Below are 21,812 nucleotides of genomic sequence, written 5' to 3'. Positions count from 1 at the left end.
TTCGGAATACAAACCTAGGGTTTGTAAGATTACGTTTTGCGTTCAGTTTTGAAGGTTCATTCTTCTGAATGAAAATCTTCAAAACTTGTTCTTTGAAAACTGGATAAAACGACATTGAAATTGTAACAAACACATTTATTTTTTTTAAGTTTTTTATAGGCTTAATAACATTAAAAGGGTTTCAAGACACGAGCAGTTCTAGGAAGCAATCGAGTGAATGAAGGAACGTACTTGAGTACGTGACTGATTGAACGAGTGAAGCTGACAACGAAATGTGATGTGTATTGAAAGCCGTTAGGTTAAGTTATTAAGGGCGCACGGCGAATGCCTTGGCACTAGGAGCCGAAGAAGGACGGCACTAACACCGATATGCTTCGGGGAGCTGTAAGTGAGCTTTGATCCGGAGATTTCCGAATGGGGGAACCCACTACGTTTAATCGCGTAGTATCTTGACGTGAATACATAGCGTCTTGAAGGCAGACCCAGGGAACTGAAACATCTAAGTACCTGGAGGAAGAGAAAGAAAAATCGATTCCCTGAGTAGCGGCGAGCGAAACGGGAAGAGCCCAAACCAAGAGGCTTGCCTCTTGGGGTTGTAGGACACTCAATACGGAGTTACAAAAGAGCGAGTTAGATGAAGCGACTTGGAAAGGTCCGCCAGAGCAGGTAAAAGCCCTGTAGTCGAAAGTTCGTTCTCTCCTGAGTGGATCCTGAGTACGGCGGAACACGTGAAATTCCGTCGGAATCCGGGAGGACCATCTCCCAAGGCTAAATACTACCTAGTGACCGATAGTGAACCAGTACCGTGAGGGAAAGGTGAAAAGCACCCCGGAAGGGGAGTGAAAGAGATCCTGAAACCGTGTGCCTACAAGTAGTTAGAGCCCGTTAATGGGTGATAGCGTGCCTTTTGTAGAATGAACCGGCGAGTTACGATTACGTGCGAGGTTAAGCTTTAGAAGGCGGAGCCGCAGCGAAAGCGAGTCTGAATAGGGCGAAATAGTACGTGGTCGTAGACCCGAAACCAGGTGATCTACCCATGTCCAGGGTGAAGGTAAGGTAACACTTACTGGAGGCCCGAACCCACGCACGTTGAAAAGTGCGGGGATGAGGTGTGGGTAGCGGAGAAATTCCAATCGAACTTGGAGATAGCTGGTTCTCTCCGAAATAGCTTTAGGGCTAGCCTCGTGATGAGAATACTGGAGGTAGAGCACTGTTTGGACTAGGGGGCCATCCCGGTTTACCGAATTCAGACAAACTCCGAATGCCAGATATTTATACACGGGAGTCAGACTGCGAGTGATAAGATCCGTAGTCAAAAGGGAAACAGCCCAGACCACCAGCTAAGGTCCCAAAGTAATCGTTAAGTGGAAAAGGATGTGGCGTTGCACAGACAACCAGGATGTTGGCTTAGAAGCAGCCATCATTTAAAGAGTGCGTAATAGCTCACTGGTCGAGTGACGCTGCGCCGAAAATGTATCGGGGCTAAACGATTCACCGAAGCTGTGGATTGACATCTACGATGTCAGTGGTAGGAGAGCGTTCTAAGTGCGTTGAAGTCAGACCGGAAGGACTGGTGGAGCGCTTAGAAGTGAGAATGCCGGTATGAGTAGCGAAAGACGGGTGAGAATCCCGTCCACCGTATGACTAAGGTTTCCTGAGGAAGGCTCGTCCGCTCAGGGTTAGTCGGGACCTAAGCCGAGGCCGATAGGCGTAGGCGATGGACAACAGGTTGATATTCCTGTACCACCTCCTCACCGTTTGAGAAATGGGGGGACGCAGTAGGATAGGGTAAGCGCGCTGTTGGTTATGCGCGTCCAAGCAGTAAGGCGTGTGTGTAGGCAAATCCGCACACTGTAACGTTGAGCTGTGATGGCGAGTCCGTATGGACGAAGTTCCTGATTTCACACTGCCAAGAAAAGCCTCTATCGAGGTGAGAGGTGCCCGTACCGCAAACCGACACAGGTAGTCGAGGAGAGAATCCTAAGGTGTGCGAGAGAACTCTCGTTAAGGAACTCGGCAAAATGACCCCGTAACTTCGGGAGAAGGGGTGCTCTTGAGCGTGCAAGCGCATGAGAGCCGCAGTGAATAGGCCCAGGCGACTGTTTAGCAAAAACACAGGTCTCTGCAAAACCGTAAGGTGACGTATAGGGGCTGACGCCTGCCCGGTGCTGGAAGGTTAAGAGGAGTGGTTAGCGCAAGCGAAGCTGCGAATTGAAGCCCCAGTAAACGGCGGCCGTAACTATAACGGTCCTAAGGTAGCGAAATTCCTTGTCGGGTAAGTTCCGACCCGCACGAAAGGCGTAACGATCTGGGCACTGTCTCAACGAGAGACTCGGTGAAATTATAGTACCTGTGAAGATGCAGGTTACCCGCGACAGGACGGAAAGACCCCGTGGAGCTTTACTGTAGCCTGATATTGAATTTTGGTACAACTTGTACAGGATAGGTAGGAGCCAGAGATCTCGGAGCGCCAGCTTCGAAGGAGGCGTCGGTGGGATACTACCCTGGTTGTATTGAAATTCTAACCCATGCCCCTTAGCGGGGCAGGAGACAGTGTCAGGCGGACAGTTTGACTGGGGCGGTCGCCTCCTAAAAGGTAACGGAGGCGCCCAAAGGTTCCCTCAGAATGGTTGGAAATCATTCGTAGAGTGTAAAGGCACAAGGGAGCTTGACTGCGAGACCTACAAGTCGAGCAGGGTCGAAAGACGGGCTTAGTGATCCGGTGGTTCCGCATGGAAGGGCCATCGCTCAACGGATAAAAGCTACCCCGGGGATAACAGGCTTATCTCCCCCAAGAGTCCACATCGACGGGGAGGTTTGGCACCTCGATGTCGGCTCATCGCATCCTGGGGCTGTAGTCGGTCCCAAGGGTTGGGCTGTTCGCCCATTAAAGCGGTACGCGAGCTGGGTTCAGAACGTCGTGAGACAGTTCGGTCCCTATCCGTCGTGGGCGTAGGAAATTTGAGAGGAGCTGTCCTTAGTACGAGAGGACCGGGATGGACACACCGCTGGTGTACCAGTTGTCTTGCCAAAGGCATCGCTGGGTAGCTATGTGTGGACGGGATAAGTGCTGAAAGCATCTAAGCATGAAGCCCCCCTCAAGATGAGATTTCCCATTACGCAAGTAAGTAAGATCCCTCAAAGACGATGAGGTAGATAGGTTCGAGGTGGAAGTGTGGTGACACATGGAGCTGACGAATACTAATCGATCGAGGACTTAACCAAAAATGTTTGAACCATTCAATGAACCGTTTATCCAGTTTTGAAAGAATAATTTCTTTTATGAAGGGTTTCAAGATACGAGTAGTTCGAGGAAGCAATGGAGAGAGAGAAGGAGCGTACTTCAAGTACGTGACTGACTGAACGACAGAAGCTGACGAAGAAATGCGATGTATATTGAAAGCCGACCATAGTCTAGTGATGATGGCAAAGAGGTCACACCCGTTCCCATACCGAACACGGAAGTTAAGCTCTTTAGCGCCGATGGTAGTTGGGGGCTTCCCCCTGTGAGAGTAGGACGTCGCTAGGCAATAGAAACAGTCAGCTGTATGCTGACTGTTTTTTTATTTCCGTTTATGACTGTTGCTATATTCTATCCAGAAATCAGCATTTTTAATTCCAACTTCTCTTGGATCAAAAATAGGATCGAGACCAGCCTTTTTTTGTCGATCATAATCTCGCAAAACTTGAATGGCTGGTTTGGTTAATAATACAATCGCAATAAAGTTTAAATAACTCATACTTCCGAATCCAATATCTCCAAGCCCCCACATAAGACTGACCGATTGTACACTTCCGACATAAACAACGAGTAAGAAGATTATTTTTAATACTAATTTCAAAATGGGGAAGCGTAGCTTATTATCTAAATAAACAATTGTTGTCTCTGCAATATAGTAGTATGCCATTAGAGTGGTGAATGCGAAGAGGAAGATGGCAATAGCCACGAATCCACTTCCAAAATCATGGAATACTGTAGATACTGCTGCTTGTGTATAAGCAGTACCTGCCACGACGCCTGGGATATTTTCAACTAACGGTGCCGTTGTTCCAGGAGGAGTAACATTATACATACCTGTAATGAGAATCATTAATGCTGTAGCAGTACATACAATGATTGTATCAATATAGATTGAGAAACCCTGAACTAAGCCTTGTTTAGCAGGATGAGATACTTCAGCAGCAGCAGAACTAAATGTTGCTTCTCCAGCTCCAGCTACATTTGAAAATACGGAGCGTCTTACACCCCAGGCGATTGCAGTACCAACTATACCCCCAAAGATTTCATTAGTACCAAAAGCACTTGTAATAATAAGTTTAAACATACCTGGAATTTCACTCACATTAGCCCCTAATATGATAAGTGTTAAAATGACGTAGGCAAGTGCCATGATAGGAACAATTTTGTCAGCAACACGAGCTATACGTTTAACACCACCAAATATGATTAATCCCAAAAGAACAACAATCACCGCGCCTGTTATAAATGGTGGAATATGAAAAGCAGTATTAAATGAAGTGGCAATTGTGTTTGCCTGGATCCCAGGCACTAGAACACCATATGAAAGACAGATAACAAACGCAACAAATATAGCAAAGCCTTTTAGTTTTAAACCCTTTTCGATATAGTATGGTGAACCACCACGATACTGACCATCAGCCTTTTCTTTATATAATTGGGCAAGGGTAGATTCTATAAATGCACTTGCACCCCCTAGAAATGCCATAACACCCATCCAAAATACTGCGCCTGGTCCACCAGCAGCAATGGCCGTAGCCACACCTGCGATATTACCAACACCAACTCGTCCAGACAATGCCATACAAAAAGCTTGGAACGACGAGATTCCTTCTTTTGATTCTTTACGTTCACGTAATAAACGAATCATCTCAGGAATATAACGAAATTGAACAGCTTTTGTCAGGATGGTAAAGTAAAGACCCACACCTAATGCTAAGTATACGAGTGCATTCCCCCAAATATAATCGACCAATGTATTAACGATTGTCTCCATAGATTTTCCCCCTTGTTTTCTTCAATCAAAACCCGAAATTCCCACCCAAGAAATTGTGTACTATACAGCAGCATCCATTTTGTCACACAAATCAGTAATTCAATATTATGAAAGGTACATATATGGCATATTGTTTAAGAATCAAAACCTCCTTTCACGATTTTTAATCACATCATATGTATTGCATGTTTTATGCCATAAAGCAAAAAAGCCTTTTACTCATGAAGATGAGAAAAAGACTTTTATTCTTTAATAGGCATTTTTAATGAATCGTAAGCGGTCCAACAGATTCATCCCAAATTTGTTTCATCTGTTGACGACCGGCTGAAATTTCAGGATGAAATTGAATATGTGCAGTAGCTCTTGTTTTTTCAACATCTTGGATAGCAAGCTTAATATCATACTTTGAGGCTCCTGCATTGAGACGTTGAGCAATTGTAAGGCCAGCAACTTTTCCTTGTGCTAATGCTACCTTGGCTCCTTCAATGCCCGTAATATTTCCAGCGACATACAACCCCTCTAAATTAGTTTCCATTTGTTCATTATGTAAAGGAATGAACCCACCTAATTCTTCGATATAATGGAATGGACAACCAGCTAAAGAGGCAAGTTCTGCTAAAGGGTATAGGCCGCCAGCGATACAAATAAAATCTGCTTTGATTCGTTGTTCGCTACCTTTAACAAGAGAGCCATCTGTATTCACTGTTGCTAAAACGACCCCTTCAACTTGATCTTTACCGACGATTTCAATAACAGCTTTACGCAACATAATAGGTATATCCCACATTTTCACACCATTTTTGGGATAAAAGGAAATACCGAGCTTTTTCATAAAGTCATTTTTCATCAATTTGCTGCCCATTTTAACAAGAGGGGAGGGAGCCATATGAGCTACATGTAATAAGGAGTTCATAACTTCTAAAGGATTACTATTCTTCTTCGCTAACAAGTTAGAGGGAGGTAATGTGATAGCTGCTACTTGAACCCCTGCTAATTGTAATTCCATCGCAATAGCAGAAGATAGTACATTGACCCCGACAATGACTCCCCGTTTACCAGGCTTCACACGATGCACATTTGTCATTACTTGTGCTGCTCCAACAGACATTACACCTGGTAGAGTCCAGCCTGGAATTGGGAAAGGTGATTCGGCAGCTCCAGTAGCTAATAGCAGATGTTGGGTACGAAATATACCTTTGGTTGTGTGGATGATCCACGTTTGATCCACTTTTTCTAAATCGGATACACTTGTTTGTAGTAAAAATTCAACATTGACTGCTTTAGCTCGTTTTAATAAACGTTCAGATTCCACAATACCATTCCACCATGTTCCTGGCTTCTCTTCATATAATTGTCCAAGTAATCGCCCGCCAGCATATAAATATTCATCGATAACAAGGACAGCAATATTTTTTTCCGCCAATGTAATGGCCGCCGCAAGCCCGGCAGGACCAGCTCCAATTATAATTACTTTATTATTCATGGTTCTTCCTCCAGTCCCTTACTGTCGTAGGAAGCGGCTGCCCACTTTTTACAACCATCCCATCTGAAATAGGGGTTAAGCATGCTCGCTCGCCGTCCAAGCCGTTTATATTGACACGGCATTCAAAGCAGTGACCAATATTACAATAAATGCCTCGAGGCTGCCCTGTTTCTTCGTGCAAACGTAAAGTGCGGATTCCTTGTACTAGCAATGCAGCAGCTAGGGATTCACCTTTGTAACCTTCAATTACCTGATCGTCAAAAGTAAAAGTTATTTTTTCTTTTTGGATTAAATTCCCTAAAACGGGGTGGGTAATTATACGTTCTGTCATGATTTAACCTCCCCTAAATCGGAGAATCGCACTGGTCGAATGGGTGCCTGATGTTTTAATGAAATTTCATCATTTGTACGTGGATGATGAAGATGAGCAATATTATCTACCATAGTACGGCATGTACGGCCACCGCAATAGCCCATTCCTGCACGTGTTCGTAACTTCAGTTCTCGTGCAGAGCACTTATATTTTGATGCGCTTTCTATTAATTCATCGTAACTAATTTCTTCACAACGACATACAACTATCGATTTATTTTGCATAGTTCCACCTCTACTATATGAAATACTTTCCATACTAGATAATGCAAAAACTATGCCAGAAAAAAGAAAGTCGCTAAGAAAATGATTTTATAGACATATGTGAAAGTAGTGTATAGAAACATTGACATTTATTTTAAAAAGTTAGACATCTATGTTTAATTTTTTTAATCGATTGTATAAAGTGGCACGAGTAATGCCTAAGTTTTTAGCGCATGTTTTTTTATTACCATTTACTTTGGCAAGCTGTTCTAAAATAATTTCCCGTTCATAATGTTCAAGTTGATTGTTAAGCTCTGTCCCTAGAGGAAAATCCCTCTTAACTTCCAACTTTTCATCTTTTGGCATAGCTGCTAAAATATCCGTAGGTAAGTCTTCCATATGAATGGCTCCCTCATCAGAAAATACAACAAGTCGCTCAATAACGTTAGATAATTCCCGTACATTGCCTGGCCATTGGTATTTTAAAAGAACATTGGCTATTTCAGTTGGGATTCCTTGAATAGGTCGATTATATTTAATCGATTTTTCATATAAGAAATAATTGCTAATTTCTAAAATATCTGATGCTCGCTCTCGAAGCGGGGGAACTGTGAAATTCACCACATTCAGTCGATAATATAAATCCTCTCTGAATTTTCCTTCTGCCACTAATTGCTTTAAATCTCTATTAGTAGCAGCTACTAAATTAAATTCAACGTCCATTTCCTTTGTACCGCCAACTGTATAAAACGTTTTTTCCTGTAGCAATCGCAAAATCTTTACTTGCATTTCTAGCGGCATTTCACCAATTTCATCTAAAAATAAAGTACCTCCACGTGCAAGCTCTACTTTACCTTTTTTTCCTTTTTGATGGGCTCCAGAAAAAGCTCCTTTTTCATAACCAAATATCTCACTTTCAAATAAGCCACTAGGAATGGCTCCACAATTGATAGCGACAAATGGTGCTTCAGGCTTTTCTCGAATGGCATGAACTGCACGTGCAAACAGTTCTTTACCAACTCCACTCTCTCCGTAAATTAAAATATTTGCCTCGGTTTCTGCTACCTTTTTTACTTTTTCTAATACTTCTTTAAGCTTTGGACTATTGCCACGAATAAGTGTAAATGGATCATAGGCTAAGCCATTAGTATTCATCTGTTTCTCTAAATTCAATAATTTTTCAGATGTAAGATGAAGCTCTTCGTTTAATTTTTTGACATGGGTAATATCAGTTTCAGCAACGACTGCCCCAATTGTCTTATCATGCAGCATAACAGGGTTTGAATTGATCATGACGACGAGATCTTCCCGAGGAAAATGCTGCTGTTGATAAACAGATTTTCTATGCTGTAAAGTATGTAAAATTTCTAGTTGATCTTCTTTGAAAAATTGAGTGATGGGCTTTCCAATAATATTTTCTCCAGACACAGAAAAAATGCTTTCTGCTCCCTTCGTCCAATAAACAACATTTTGTTCAGCATCAATGACAGTACATGATTCATTTATTGTGTCTAAAATGGTTTGTAAATAAGCATTGCCACATTCTAATTCATAGGCAAGATCGTATACTAAGGACTCTCTCCATAAATATCCTAAATATTGTTTTTCCTCACTACAAACTAGTAAAAATTCATATTCCTTCATATATTCAATAGCTATGTTGAGTGGGCAATCCAACTGGATGGTATGACAAGCAACATAGTGAACATCATTTTTTCTTTTACCGCGCATTGTTGCATAGGGTTTATTATTTTCAAGCACAAAATATTGTTTGCTGTCATCGTTTATTTTGGACACTATATCGTCAGTAGAAATAATAGCAAAGTTACGTTTTAATATTTTATTCATTATTAAATGATATGGATGCAATGTAAGTCCCCCCTCATTATTTATTTGTCAAATTATTTTGAATAATATAAATAATTTTGACACATAGTGACTAGTTTATCAAACAAATTCCAATAAGATAGATTGGCATGTTTTTTGCATCATACAGTCATGAATAGAAAAGGAGGGGAGAGACATGAAGAAATCCCATCATGATATCGTCATTATTGGCGGTGGCATTATTGGTGGAGCAATTGCTTATTATTGTGCAAAAGCGGGCCTTGATATCACAATACTTGAAAAAAATGAACTTGCGAGTGGTACTTCTTCTCGCTGTGATGGCAATATTTTAGCTATTGATAAAGATCCTGGCTTTGACAGTCAAATGTCTTTAGTCAGTCAAAGATTAGTACATGAGTTAAATCGAGAGTTAGATATGAGCTTTGAATATCGGAATCCTGGCAGCATTCTTGTTTGTGAAAGTGAGCTAGAGATGGAGGCTGCTCAGCAGTGGGTTAATCGTCAACGGGAGGCGGGTTTAGATTTTACAATGCTAGATCGTGAGGACTTGCGGAATGAGTCAAAATACTTTGCAGATGACTTATACGGTGGATTGGAATGTAAAACCGATTCAACAGTGAACCCATATATGCTGACATTTTCTATGTTTCACTCAGCTGAAAAGTTAGGGGCAAAGATAAAAAAACATACAGAAGTCAAAAATATTAAGAAACAGCCAGATGGTACATTTTTACTTGAAACGAATGAGGGATGGATAACAGCAAATAAAGTAATTAATGCTTGTGGAATTTGGGCACCGTTTATTGGGCAAATGCTGGGTGTTGATATTCCAATTAAACCTCGCAAAGGACATATTCTTGTCGCATCACGTCAGCAACTAGTAGGGCTAAGAAAAGTGATGGAATTTGGTTATTTAATTTCAAAATTTGGTGGAGAACGTAAAGTGGATATGGATATTGAAAAATACGGGGTAGCGTTAGTGTTTGAGCCGACAGAGGCACAAAATTTTTTAATAGGAAGTAGTCGCGAATTTGTAGGCTTTGACACGAAGGTGAATCACGATGTGGTGAAAATGATTGCTAGACGTGCTGTACGTTTTTATCCAAAAATCGCTGATATGTCGATTATTCGTACATATGCAGGGTTAAGACCATGGACGGAAGATCATTTACCTATTATTTGTGAAGTAGAAGAAGTGCCTGGTTTCTATATTGCGGCAGGTCATGAAGGAGATGGAATTAGCTTGGCTGCAGTTACTGGGAAGCTTATCCAAGAATTACTACAGTACAAAGATACATGCATTCCTACTGAACCAGTTCATCTTAGTCGTTTCCAGAAAGGAGTACTTCACAAATGAAATTTCAAAAGCTCTTTACAACAATTGATACCCATACAGGTGGGAATCCAACACGTTCATTAATAAGCGGTATGCCTAAGCTTGAAGGCAAAACAATGTCTGAAAAAATGTTATTTATGCAAGAGAATTTTGACTGGATTCGAAAATTTCTTATGAATGAACCACGAGGACATAGTGTGATGTCAGGTGTTATCATTACAGATCCTTGCCATCCCGAAGCAGATTTTGGAGTGATTTATATAGAAACAGGTGGTTACTTGCCGATGTGTGGACATGACACAATAGGCGTTTGTACAGCACTTATTGAAGCAAATTTAATAGAGGTTAATACACCTTATACAAACATAAAATTGGACACACCTGCAGGTTTAATTGATGTAAAGATTAAAGTAGTGGATGGCGTAGCGAAGGAAGTGACATTTAAAAATGTACCATCCTTTCTATTAAAAACGATTGAAATAAATGATTCTGAATTAGGTGTAGTGGAATGTGAAATAGCTTATGGAGGGAACTTTTACGGCATTATAGATGCTAGAAAAATCAATCTAAACTTAGCTGTAGACAATTCAACGAAAATTATTAACACAGCTATTCGTCTCCGCAATGCTGTGAATGCTAAGGAAGATATTGTCCATCCAGAATTCCCATTTATCCATGGACTTACACATATTGAGTTTTATACAGACCCAGTCAATCCATTAGCAGATTTAAAAAATACAGTTGTTGTTCCACCAGGAGGGATTGACCGTTCCCCTTGTGGCACTGGTACATCCGCAAAAATTGCTACACTCTATTCAAAAAATGAGCTCGCTCTCAATGAGTCCTTCGTCTATGAAAGTATTGTGGGGACAATGTTTAAAGCACGTGTACTAGAAGAAGTAGCTATTAGTGGCCTAACCGCTGTTATTCCAGAGGTAACAGGATCTGCCTGGGTTATGGGTATGCATCGATTCTTTTACAATAATCAGGATCCACTGAAAGAGGGCTATTTGATGATTCCGCCAATGGATCACTAAGGGAGGATAAGCATGAATTTTCATAAGTCTTTTCAAACGATCGATACACAAGTAGTGGGAGAAGCCTTTCGTATTATTGTGCAATCACCAATCATGCTTGCGCATGAAAATATTACGGAAGCGGCTCATGCTTTAAATACGCAATTCGAAGATACAAAACAATTGCTTCTGAATGAACCTAGAGGACACCGTGGAATGAATGGCTGTCTTGTTTTACCATCAGCTATTGCATCCTATCGACTATTATTTTTCCAACATTCGGCTTCTACAAATTTTAAGTATGAAGCACTTGTAGCCACAATGACAGCATTGATTGAGCAAGGAATAATAGAGCTTTCAAGAGATAATATTTACTCTATTGAAACAGTAAAAGGTGTTTATGAAGCCTATGTAAAACTTTCTGAAACGAAAGATACTGTTTTATCAGTTCATTTGACATTGAAGCCAGCGCATATAGAAGGTGACGAAGTAATTATCGATAATGAGCGCCGCTACTTTGTTGTAGAAAAACCACAGCAATTAAAGGCAATTGTTCTAGATGAATTAGCAGAAATCAGTACGTGGGGATTACTAGAAAGTGAGAAATATAGTACAGCAGATGGTGTCATTATGTATGAACAGCTAGACAGTTCAGTACGGTCAGTTACCTTTGAGCGAGATGGCTATATATTACGTTCACCTGGTGTGGACAGTACATTGGCGTTACTAGCAGTTTTAGGGGAAGAAGCTGTCAAAAAAAATGACAGTATTTTTGGTAGCAGCATTGAAATTAGTCAAAAGCATGAAGCTGGCTATGAAATTGCATTAACAGGATATATCACAGGAATCCATCAATTTGTAGTGGACCGTGAAGATCCTTTGCAGCATGGATTTATCATAGTGTAATAAAAGAGGATAGAGGAGGAAAAAAGATGAAAAAATTAGAAGGTGTATTTCCGGTATTAGTAACACCAATGAAAAACCAAACGGACATTGATTGGGATGGTTTCCGTCAAAATATTGAACATTTTATTGAAGCAGGGGTAACAGGTATTGCTATTAACGGTAGTACAGGCGAATTTGTAAGTTTAACGAAAGAAGAACGGTTTAAAGCAGTAGAAGTAGCTGTAGATCAAATTAAAGGGCGAATTACATTGATTGTTGGTACAGCTGCTGAGACAACTGCAGAGGCTATCACCTATACACAGCAGGCTGAACTGGCCGGCGCAGACGCAGCATTATTGATTAATTCCTATTATGCACACCCAAAAGATGAGGAAATATATGTTCATTTTAAATCAGTAGCCGAATCTGTAAGCTTCCCTATTATGATCTATAATAATCCGTTTACGTCGGGTGTAGATATTGGTTTAGAAACGATTTTAAAAGTAGGTAGAGATGTTCCAAATATTACACACATTAAGGAATCGAGCGGCAGTATTGGAAAAGCGCGTGATATCGTACGTCAAGGCCAAGATAATATTAAAGTATTTTGTGGTTCAGAGGACTTAGCCATAGAATCATTTTTAGTTGGGGCTGTTGGGTGGATTTCTGTATCTGGAAATATTGTGCCAGAGCTTGTCACAAAGTTATATAGTCAAGTAAAAGAAGGAAATTTAGAGGCAGCTTGGGCAATTTATGATCGATTATTACCTTTATGTGCATTTTTAGAGGGATCAGGTAAATATGTACAAATCACTAAACGTGCAATGGAACTAAAAGGATGGGCAGGGGGACCATGTCGTCTACCACGACTCCCACTAACAGAGGAAGAAGATGCCCAACTTAAAGCAATTATGACTAATTTAGACGTACTGGCAATTGAACATTATTAATGCAAAGGGGGATGAATGATGGAGGCAGTGTTGACATTAAAACCACAAGTAAAGGAATTTCTACAGTCCACAATCGGCTTGTATATCGACGGTGAATACATGCAAGCTCAATCAGGTAAAACATTGAATGTTCTAAATCCTGCTAATGAAGAGGTCATTGCTGTAGTAAGCGAAGCACAGGCAGAAGATATTGATCTTGCAGTAGAAGCTGCTCAAAAAGCATTTGAGGGTGCATGGTCAACGATGGAGGCAGCTGAACGCTCACGAATTATTTATAAATTGGCAGATTTACTAGAAGAACATCGTGAAGAGCTAGCACAGCTTGAATCAATAGACAATGGTAAACCATATCAAACTGCTCTCGCAGATGATGTGGATGGCACTGTTCAGCATTTCCGTTATTATGCAGGGTGGGCGACAAAAATTACAGGACAGACTGTACAAGTATCCAAGGATTACTTAAATTATATTGTACATGAGCCTGTTGGTGTTGTAGGTCAAATTATTCCTTGGAATTTCCCTCTTGCAATGGCGGCATGGAAGCTAGGTGCAGCGTTAGCTGTAGGGTGTACGATTGTCATCAAACCAGCGGCTGAAACGCCATTATCATTATTATATGTAGGGCAATTAATGAAACAAGCTGGTTTTCCAAATGGTGTAGTAAATATTGTACCGGGTACGGGAGAAGCTGGAGAAGCTATTGTTACACATAAAGGTGTAGCTAAAGTAGCCTTCACTGGATCAACAAAAACTGGAATCCACGTGATGAAAAAGGCAGCTGATGAAGTGAAAAGTGTAACATTAGAGCTTGGAGGGAAATCTCCTGCTATTGTGTTACCAGATGCAGATGTACAGGAAGCAATAGAGGGAACTTTTGCTGGAACGATGTACAATCACGGCCAAAACTGTAGCGCATGTACACGAGTATTTGTGCATAGTAGTCTATACAATCAATTTGTTGAACGACTTGCAGAAAAGGCTAAGGCATTGAAGGTAGGACCAGGACTAGATCCGGAAACAGAAATGGGCCCGTTAGTGTCACAAAAGCAATTAAATACAGTCCTTGGTTTTATTGAAAAAGGAAAAGAAGAGGGTGCTCGCTTAGTAGCTGGTGGTAATCGAGCACTCCAAAAGGGATTTTTTGTACAACCAACTATCTTTGCTGATGTACAGGACACGATGACGATTGCTCAGGAGGAGATTTTCGGACCTGTTATGTCTATTCTATCGTTTGAAACAATAGAAGAAGTGATCGTGCGTGCTAATAATAGTAAGTATGGACTTGCTGCAAGCATTTGGACAGAAAATGTAAAAAAAGCACATTATATTGCTAGTAAACTACAGGCAGGAACAGTATGGATTAATGATTTTGGCTTAGAATGGGAAACGATGCCATTTGGTGGCTATAAACAGTCAGGTATTGGTCGTGAAATGGGCGGCGAATATGGTTTGTCCAATTATACTGAGGTGAAAAGTGTATTTGTCAATATGAAGCAATAATAAGTGAGTCTGCTTTAAATTTGTTTAGATGGAAAAGGAGCTACCCCCAATAGATAGCTCCTTTTCTCATTATTTAAACTGGTTTATTTTACGTCTAGCAGAGGAAGGTATGTTCATGTCCTCGCGATATTTGGCTATGGTACGACGAGATATTTCAATTCCCAACGCAGAGTTAAAATACTCAGCTATTTTTTGATCAGAGAAGGGCTTTGCTTTATTTTCAGATTTTATATAGTCTGACAGCAATGACTTCACCTTTATTTGCGACACACTATGACCATTTGCTGTTGACAATTTAGAGGTGAATAATTCTTTTAATTCAAATGTGCCAAAAGCAGTTTGTACATATTTATTCGTTGTAATGCGGCTAACCGTTGATTCATGAACATCTATTTGGTCAGCAATTTCACGCAACGTAAGTGGTTGCATGGCATCAAAGCCATATAGAAAAAACTTCTTTTGTTTTTCAATAAGTGCCTTCATGATATTGATCATTGTATTTCGACGTTGTTCAATGCTGTTAACTAACCAATGGTAGTCAGTTAAGTGTTTTTTAAAATAACTCTTCTCTGAGGAATGCGTTTTTATATAAGGAAAGTAGTCAGCGTGAATATTAATTTTTGGTAAATAATAATCATTTAACGAAAAGGTAATCCCACCATCAACGATATCAACAATGATATCTGGTATCGTCGTATGTACCAACTCTTGATAAAATAATGAGCTCAGCTTTGGCTGTAGTGATTGTATAAAAAGATAGATCATTTGTAAGTCACTTAGCGATATATCCAGCTCTTTTGAGATTTGTTTCCACTTCTTATTGGCAAGCTCTTCTAGATAATTAGAAATAACGGTTTCAGCATGAGCAGGGCTGTTATGACAATAAATGGTTTGCAATAGTAAACATTCCTTCAAATTGCGTGCACCAATTCCTAAGGGACCAATTGTTTGTAATAAATGAATGCCCTTTTCAATTTCTAGGTCATTATAAGACGTTTGTGTTGAATGCTCATAATAACCATTGTCATCTAAATGATAAATAATATGTTTTAAGAGTTGAATGTCCTTTTCGTTAGAAAATGTTAGCCTGACCTGTTGGAATAGTTCATCACGAACATTTTTTTCACATTTTGTGGCAAGATGCATAATATCAAGATGTCTGCTACTCATTTTTGGAATCTGTAGATGGTCTTTAAGTGTTGGTTCACTTAATTCAATTAAAGGATTAACGAGTTCTTGTTCACGTATATATTGTTCTAATTCCTGAGTTGAATATTGGAGTAGCTCGATTGCCTGACGAAGTTGGGCAGACATAACGATTTGTAATTCTTGTGTTTGCTTAATAGAAAGTTGCATAATAAAACCTCGATTCTCTATCAATCTATCTAACCTTAGAAAATATAGTGACAAGAAATTTTGACATGTGCAACGAAATATATTATAAGCTTCCAATAAAAAGCTCAAAATGTTGAAATGAAAGGTTTTTAAAAAGTGTAAAAAAAGTAAACATCTATAGGATAAGTGTAAAGAAATTATAAAATAATGAGTTCTTTTGGTGAGTGTGTGATCACTTCTACACCGTCTTTTGTAATGATGACATCATCTTCTATGCGAACACCGCCAACTTGTGGAACGTAAATGCCTGGCTCAACTGTAAGTACCATATTCTCTTCTAAGATGTCTTCACAAACTGACGACATGAATATATTTTCATGGATATCTAACCCGATGCCATGTCCTGCTCCATGTCCGTAATTGTCCCCATAGCCTTTAGCTGTAATGTAGTCACGTGTATAGCTATCTGCATTTTGCCCTGTCATACCAGCTTTCATATTAGAAAGAGCATGTTGCAAGGAATCATAAACAATTTGATATATTTCTTTTAATTGTTCAGGTGGCTCACCAACAGCAATAGTTCTTGTCATGTCAGAACGATAGCCTTGATAATAAGCACCAAAATCAAGTGTTAGCATGTCACCTTGCTCAATTATTTTTGAAGATGCTACACCATGTGGTAGAGCAGAGCGATGACCTGAAGCGATAATCATATCAAATGCAGCACTAGTTGCACCGTTTTTTCGCATATGGGATTCCAATTCATTGGCAATTTCGATTTCTGAAACACCCGGTTTAATGAATGTTAAAATATGCTTAAATGCCTCATCTGAAATCCAAGCTGCCTTCTTAATTATTTCAATTTCTTCTGGTGTCTTAATCATACGTAAATTTTCCACAATATTAGATAAAGGCTTTAATGTTGCTGTCAATTTATTAGCCATTAATTGATAGGCGTAATAAGTTACGTGATGTTGTTCAAAGCCAACTGATTGGATTGAATCTTGATCTAAAATCTCTTGAATCGTTTCATATATACGGTTGCGATCAATCTCATGAACCTCGAAAGTTTTACTTTGCTCCGTTGCTTGTTGTGTGTAGCGGAAGTCCACCAATAAAAGTGCGCGCCTATTAGTTACTACAACCGTTCCTGCACTTCCAGTAAATCCTGTTAGATAACGTCGGTTTTGTGCATTTGTGATAATCATTGCGCTTGTATCTTGTGCTTGTAAAGCAATTCGTAATTGTTCTAATTTTGACATGTTGTCATTCCCCCTTTAGTGAAATTATAATGCAAAATCTGTGCCAATTTTAAAAATATTTGGCGTCGGCATGAAAATTGCATAGATTTTTATAGTGCGATTTCATTCGTGCAATAAAATCAAAGGGGTTTTGAGGATGGCTAAAAAAACAAAATGGCTTGTCGTATTGTTAGGATTAATGCTCATTGTATTGGTCGGTTGTTACGGGAAAGAAAACAATACTTCTGGAAATACTACAAATAGTAATGAATCAGACAATGCATCTACTGATGAAGGCGACAATACTGCTGCACAAGAGCTTCATTTAGTTGCAACAGGTGATTTAACGACAATGAGCTCATTGGGGAGTGTAGATGCACTTGCTGTGACGGCAATGAACTCTGTGTTCGAGGGGTTATATCGTATAGGGCCTGAAAATACACCAGTTCCGGGTATGGCAGAGTCACATGAAGTTTCTGAGGATGGTACAGTTTATACATTTAAAATACGCAAGGATGCAGTGTGGAGTAATGGGTCTCCAGTTACAGCACATGATTTTGAATATGCTTGGAAAAGAGCTATAAACCCAGAAACACAAGCAATTTATTCTTACTTAATGTTGGATATAAAAAATGCGGCCAATGTTCAAACAGAAGAGGACCCACTTTATGGAAAGGTAGAGGAAATTGGTATTAAGGCGTTAAACGATGAAACATTAGAAGTGCAACTAAATGCGCCTATTCCGTATTTTATTAGCTTAACGACTTATGCACCGTTTTTCCCATTAAATGAAGAATTTACAGAATCCCAAGGCGATCAATATGCGCTAGAAGCGGCTAATATGATCTATAATGGTCCTTTCCAGATGGAATCTTGGCAACATGGGCAAGGATGGACGTTTGTCAAAAATGAAAGTTATTGGGATAAAGACACTGTCAAGCTTACTAAAATCACACAAAAAATTGTCAAAGATACAGCAACGGCTGTCAATCTCTATGAGGCTGGTGAAATAGACACTGCCGAGTTATCGAGTGAGTATGTCGCTCAATATAAAGACAGTCCAGAGTATTCAACGTTTTTAAAGCCAAATACGTATTTTATTCGTATAAATCACGAAAATCAATATTTAGCTAATCAAACCATTCGTAAAGCCATTGATTTGGCATGGGATAAACAAGGCTTTGCTGATGTGATATTACAGGATGGTTCTATTCCTGCTTATTATTTAGTACCACAGGGATTATCAACAGATGACAAGGGGAATGACTTCCGCGATGGAAACGGTGATATGAATAAAACAGATATCGAATTAGCGAAGGAACTATGGGCTACTGGCAAAAAGGAACTTGGTGTAGACCAAGTAAAGCTGGAGTTTTTAACATATGACCGTGCAGAATCTAAGAAAGCTGCTGAATTTATTAAAAATCAATTAGAGACGAATTTAGAAGGCTTAGAGCTAACAATTAATATGCAGCCTAATAAGCAAAAACTTGCATTAGAGGGGGCTGTTGATTTTGACTTAGACTATGGCGGTTGGGGTCCTGACTATCAAGATCCTATGACTTACATTGAATTATTTGAATCAACAGCTTATTATAATCAATCCAACTATAAAAATGAAAAAGTGGATGCATTAATAAAACAAGCGAAAACTACCTCTGATGTTATGGAGCGCTGGGAACTTATGCAGCAAGCTGAAAAATTAATGATGGAAGACGTAGCATTCGCTCCAACATTTCAAAAAGGGTTAAGTCGTTTGACAAAACCATACGTGAAAAATTTATACGAGCATCCATTCTCAGCTGACATAAGCTATAAATGGGTAGAAATTGTAAACTAAAAAATGCTGTCCTCTACTTTCGGAGGACAGCATTTTTTCATGTTGTTGAAAAAGGGCGATGTCAACGGCAGAAAAAGCTATTTTGAAAGGCGAGGGGGTGATTTCCGTTCCGCCAGCGTCCGATGAGCTGCTTCACTCACTGCGTTTGCTCCAGAGTCTCGCCATATGCAAAAGCGTCTTTCCTTATCTTTCATACGAGCCGTAGCGAGCAAAATAGCCCATTATTTGTAGATAGCCTCTTATTTTCAATGTGGAGAAGTGATGAGTGACAACACCCCCTCTACCAGACTTTATTTAAAAAACTTTGCTAAAAAGAAACATTTGAGCGAAGCGGCTCGGCGCTCAACCAGAGGAAAGCAATTAACCTGCAACGGAAATCCTTTTTCACCTTTCACAAAATTCTATTGATGGTTTTGTTTTTCATTTATAGATAGAAAACTATCGATAAAATGGCTGTTGCGGAACAGCCAAGTATACCCGCTAGTAATAGTGGATAAGTGAAGGTGTAGGAAGGTGCATGAACAAATTCTAAATCTCCATCTAATTCAAAGGCATAGGCACCATTTTTAGTGACACGTGCAAAAAAACGTTTAAAACTATAGGCGATACCATTAAAAAGCCCACCTTGCACAACAAATAATGATGCACCTACAATAGTGAACGCAAGTGAAATAAGGAAAATATTGTTGATCAATGTTAAAAAAGTTATTGGTTGATGGAGGAGCCAAGTATAGCTAAGGGAACTTATGACAATACAGCTAGCAAGTAGGGCTGTGACCTTTATATTCAAAGTGATATACCTCCTTCTTGTGCTAGACGGTATTGGACAAGCTCTTCTTCTGTCAGCATAACAAAGTGACCAGGCCGTATCTCTACAAAGCTTTCACTCTCATAATTTCTGCTAGCTTGATAGGTAGCTTCATTAAAAATAATGCGTTTGCGTTCTCGCTCTAACTTAGGATCTGGCAATGGAATGGCTGATAATAATGACTTCGTATAAGGGTGTACTGGGTGATCATAGAGCTCTTGACTGTCTGCTAGCTCAACGATTTTTCCTCGATACATCACACCAATACGATCACTAATATATTTCACCATCGACAAGTCATGTGCAATAAAAAGATAGGTCAATCCACGTTCCTTTTGTAACTTTTTCAGTAGATTCACTATTTGTGCCTGGATGGACACGTCCAACGCAGAAATAGGTTCATCTGCAATGATGAGCTCAGGTTCTACAGCAAGAGCACGTGCAATACCAATCCTCTGACGTTGTCCACCACTAAGCTCGTGAGGATAACGGTTTGCATACTCCTTTGTTAATCCTACTATTTTTAATAGCTCATATATTTTGGGCTTCCATTCACTTTTTGGTACTTCATGGATGGCCAATCCTTCTGCAATAATATCCGCTATTTTCATACGCGGATTAAGGGAAGAATAGGGATCTTGGAAAATCATTTGCACCTTGCTATTGAAAGTTAGTTTGTCTTTTTTTGTTTGATTGTCATTGATATTACGACCATCAACGTGAATTTCTCCGCTAGTAATCGAATTGAGTCCAATTATGGAACGTCCAGTTGTAGATTTACCACATCCTGATTCTCCCACTAGACCAAAAATTTCTCCTTTATAAATATCGAACGTAATGCCATCAACAGCTTTATTAACAGTGTTTTTTCCTAAAGAAAAGTGCTGCTTGACCTCCTTTAATGATAAATATGGATGTTCTTTATCGAATACAGTGGGTGCTTTACTTTTCTCTTGCTGTACCTGTGTAGGTTGTTGATGAATCGGTACTATTTTAGGTGCGTGTTTATGCAATAACCAAGTTGCTGCGAAATGAGTGTCGCTTATTTGAAACATCGGTGGCTCCTCTATAAAGTCAATTTTCAATGCATGTTTATTACGAGCTGCAAAGGCATCTCCAGTAGGTGGCTGAAGCAGGTTTGGTGGTGTTCCTGGAATGGCATACAATGAATTGGTATCAATATCTGGATTAGGCATGGCTGCAAGTAGGCCTTGTGTATAAGGATGTTGACAATGATAAAAAATTTCATCAACTAAGCCAATTTCAATTATTTTTCCAGCATACATAACAGCAACACGATCAGCCATTTTGGCGACAACACCTAAATCATGGGTAATAAAGATAATCGATAAATTCATTTTTTGTTGTATGTTTTTTAGTAATTCTAAAATTTGTGCTTGGATCGAAACATCTAGTGCTGTAGTAGGCTCATCGGCAATAATGATGCGCGGCTCACAAGCTAGCGCCATGGCAATCACTATTCGTTGGCGCATCCCTCCAGAAAATTGGTGTGGGTACTGTTTATATCGTTTATCAGCTTCTTTAATACCGACTAGTTGCAATAGTTCTATAACACGGTTAGTAATTTGTTGGCCACGTAAAGTTGTATGTTTCTTTATACTTTCTGCTATTTGGCGACCAATCGTCATCGTAGGGTTTAAAGCAGTCATTGGATCTTGAAATATCATGGCTATTTCAGCTCCACGAATTGCTCGGATTTTTTGCTCACTGCAAGTAAAAATATTATGCCCGTTATATAAAATATGTCCACTTTTTAACATCGTTGTCTCAGTTGGATTGAGGCGAAGAAGGCTTTTAGAAGTAACTGATTTCCCTGAGCCAGACTCGCCTACAATGGCTAAGGTTTCACCTTCAAATAAATCAAATGAAATGTTGCGTACTGCTTGTACCTCACCGTTGTATGTGTTGAATGAGACACTTAAATTTTTCACTTCTAATATTTTTTTCATTTAGAGCAT

The 21,812-nt window shown here is 39.7% G+C and carries 15 protein-coding genes and 2 rRNA genes; 8 read left to right on the top strand and 9 right to left on the bottom strand.

Annotated elements, in window-relative coordinates; translation table 11 throughout:
• Positions 1 to 297: 297 nt before the first annotated feature.
• Positions 298 to 3,225: ribosomal RNA gene (locus tag MHI04_RS20015) — 23S ribosomal RNA — on the top strand.
• 188 nt (positions 3,226 to 3,413) lie between these two features.
• A 5S ribosomal RNA gene (gene rrf, locus MHI04_RS20010) occupies positions 3,414 to 3,529 on the top strand.
• A 34-nt stretch (positions 3,530 to 3,563) separates the two neighbouring features.
• On the opposite strand, the gene MHI04_RS20005 is transcribed toward rrf, so the two are convergent.
• From MHI04_RS20005 to MHI04_RS19985, 5 genes are all read right to left on the bottom strand, one after another.
• The gene (locus MHI04_RS20005) at positions 3,564 to 5,015 is read right to left on the bottom strand and encodes an alanine/glycine:cation symporter family protein (RefSeq protein ID WP_340809560.1); all 1,452 of its coding nucleotides are present in this window, start codon (positions 5,013 to 5,015) and stop codon (positions 3,564 to 3,566) included.
• 262 nt (positions 5,016 to 5,277) lie between these two features.
• Positions 5,278 to 6,498, bottom strand: coding sequence for an FAD-dependent oxidoreductase (locus MHI04_RS20000; RefSeq protein ID WP_089934205.1), 1,221 nt, complete (start codon positions 6,496 to 6,498; stop codon positions 5,278 to 5,280).
• On the bottom strand, positions 6,491 to 6,829 hold the full coding sequence (locus MHI04_RS19995; protein ID WP_036119074.1) for a (2Fe-2S)-binding protein: 339 nt from the start codon (positions 6,827 to 6,829) through the stop codon (positions 6,491 to 6,493). The genes MHI04_RS20000 and MHI04_RS19995 overlap by 8 nt, the downstream gene beginning before the upstream one ends.
• Entirely contained in the window at positions 6,826 to 7,095 is a 270-nt protein-coding gene (locus tag MHI04_RS19990; RefSeq protein WP_342535125.1) for a (2Fe-2S)-binding protein, read from the bottom strand. The genes MHI04_RS19995 and MHI04_RS19990 overlap by 4 nt, the downstream gene beginning before the upstream one ends.
• Before the next feature lie 141 nt (positions 7,096 to 7,236).
• Entirely contained in the window at positions 7,237 to 8,943 is a 1,707-nt protein-coding gene (locus tag MHI04_RS19985; RefSeq protein WP_342504380.1) for a sigma 54-interacting transcriptional regulator, read from the bottom strand.
• A 154-nt stretch (positions 8,944 to 9,097) separates the two neighbouring features.
• Here MHI04_RS19985 and MHI04_RS19980 point away from each other — a divergent pair, with 154 nt between their 5' ends.
• Genes MHI04_RS19980 through MHI04_RS19960 form a run of 5 tightly spaced genes read left to right on the top strand, consistent with a single transcriptional unit; the run spans position 9,098 to position 14,609 of the window.
• Positions 9,098 to 10,279, top strand: coding sequence for an FAD-dependent oxidoreductase (locus MHI04_RS19980; protein WP_342504381.1), 1,182 nt, complete (start codon positions 9,098 to 9,100; stop codon positions 10,277 to 10,279).
• The gene (locus MHI04_RS19975) at positions 10,276 to 11,295 is read left to right on the top strand and encodes a proline racemase family protein (protein ID WP_058843565.1); all 1,020 of its coding nucleotides are present in this window, start codon (positions 10,276 to 10,278) and stop codon (positions 11,293 to 11,295) included. The genes MHI04_RS19980 and MHI04_RS19975 overlap by 4 nt, the downstream gene beginning before the upstream one ends.
• A gap of 12 nt (positions 11,296 to 11,307) precedes the next feature.
• Positions 11,308 to 12,180 carry a proline racemase family protein gene (locus tag MHI04_RS19970; RefSeq protein WP_342535124.1) on the top strand — a complete coding sequence of 291 codons (873 nt, stop codon included), beginning with the start codon at positions 11,308 to 11,310 and terminating at the stop codon, positions 12,178 to 12,180.
• Between the two features lie 26 nt (positions 12,181 to 12,206).
• Complete coding sequence (dapA, locus tag MHI04_RS19965; protein ID WP_058843566.1) at positions 12,207 to 13,109, top strand: 4-hydroxy-tetrahydrodipicolinate synthase; 903 nt, start codon at positions 12,207 to 12,209, stop codon at positions 13,107 to 13,109.
• Positions 13,110 to 13,127: 18 nt separating this feature from the next.
• Positions 13,128 to 14,609, top strand: a complete 1,482-nt coding sequence (locus MHI04_RS19960) for an aldehyde dehydrogenase family protein (RefSeq protein ID WP_342504462.1) — start codon at positions 13,128 to 13,130, stop codon at positions 14,607 to 14,609.
• 69 nt (positions 14,610 to 14,678) lie between these two features.
• Here the strand turns inward: MHI04_RS19960 and rpoN are convergent, their stop codons facing one another.
• Both rpoN and MHI04_RS19950 read right to left on the bottom strand, forming a co-directional pair.
• Entirely contained in the window at positions 14,679 to 15,965 is a 1,287-nt protein-coding gene (gene rpoN / locus MHI04_RS19955; protein ID WP_058843568.1) for an RNA polymerase factor sigma-54, read from the bottom strand.
• A 176-nt stretch (positions 15,966 to 16,141) separates the two neighbouring features.
• Positions 16,142 to 17,206, bottom strand: coding sequence for a Xaa-Pro peptidase family protein (locus MHI04_RS19950; RefSeq protein ID WP_271911092.1), 1,065 nt, complete (start codon positions 17,204 to 17,206; stop codon positions 16,142 to 16,144).
• 136 nt (positions 17,207 to 17,342) lie between these two features.
• Between MHI04_RS19950 and MHI04_RS19945 the strand changes: the two genes are divergently transcribed.
• Positions 17,343 to 19,025 carry a peptide ABC transporter substrate-binding protein gene (locus tag MHI04_RS19945; protein WP_342535123.1) on the top strand — a complete coding sequence of 561 codons (1,683 nt, stop codon included), beginning with the start codon at positions 17,343 to 17,345 and terminating at the stop codon, positions 19,023 to 19,025.
• Between the two features lie 424 nt (positions 19,026 to 19,449).
• Here MHI04_RS19945 and MHI04_RS19940 read toward each other — a convergent pair whose 3' ends face one another.
• Together MHI04_RS19940 and MHI04_RS19935 are read right to left on the bottom strand one after the other, a co-directional pair.
• The gene (locus MHI04_RS19940) at positions 19,450 to 19,815 is read right to left on the bottom strand and encodes a DUF3899 domain-containing protein (protein WP_231744985.1); all 366 of its coding nucleotides are present in this window, start codon (positions 19,813 to 19,815) and stop codon (positions 19,450 to 19,452) included.
• Positions 19,812 to 21,803 carry an ABC transporter ATP-binding protein gene (locus tag MHI04_RS19935; protein ID WP_342535122.1) on the bottom strand — a complete coding sequence of 664 codons (1,992 nt, stop codon included), beginning with the start codon at positions 21,801 to 21,803 and terminating at the stop codon, positions 19,812 to 19,814. The genes MHI04_RS19940 and MHI04_RS19935 overlap by 4 nt, the downstream gene beginning before the upstream one ends.
• Positions 21,804 to 21,812 lie beyond the last annotated feature (9 nt).

The sequence above is a fragment of the Lysinibacillus sp. FSL K6-1151 genome (assembly GCF_038630755.1).
GTDB classification, from domain to species: domain Bacteria; phylum Bacillota; class Bacilli; order Bacillales_A; family Planococcaceae; genus Lysinibacillus; species Lysinibacillus fusiformis_D.
Note: the sequence above shows the minus strand (reverse complement) of the source record. Positions and strands in the feature narration are given on the sequence as shown.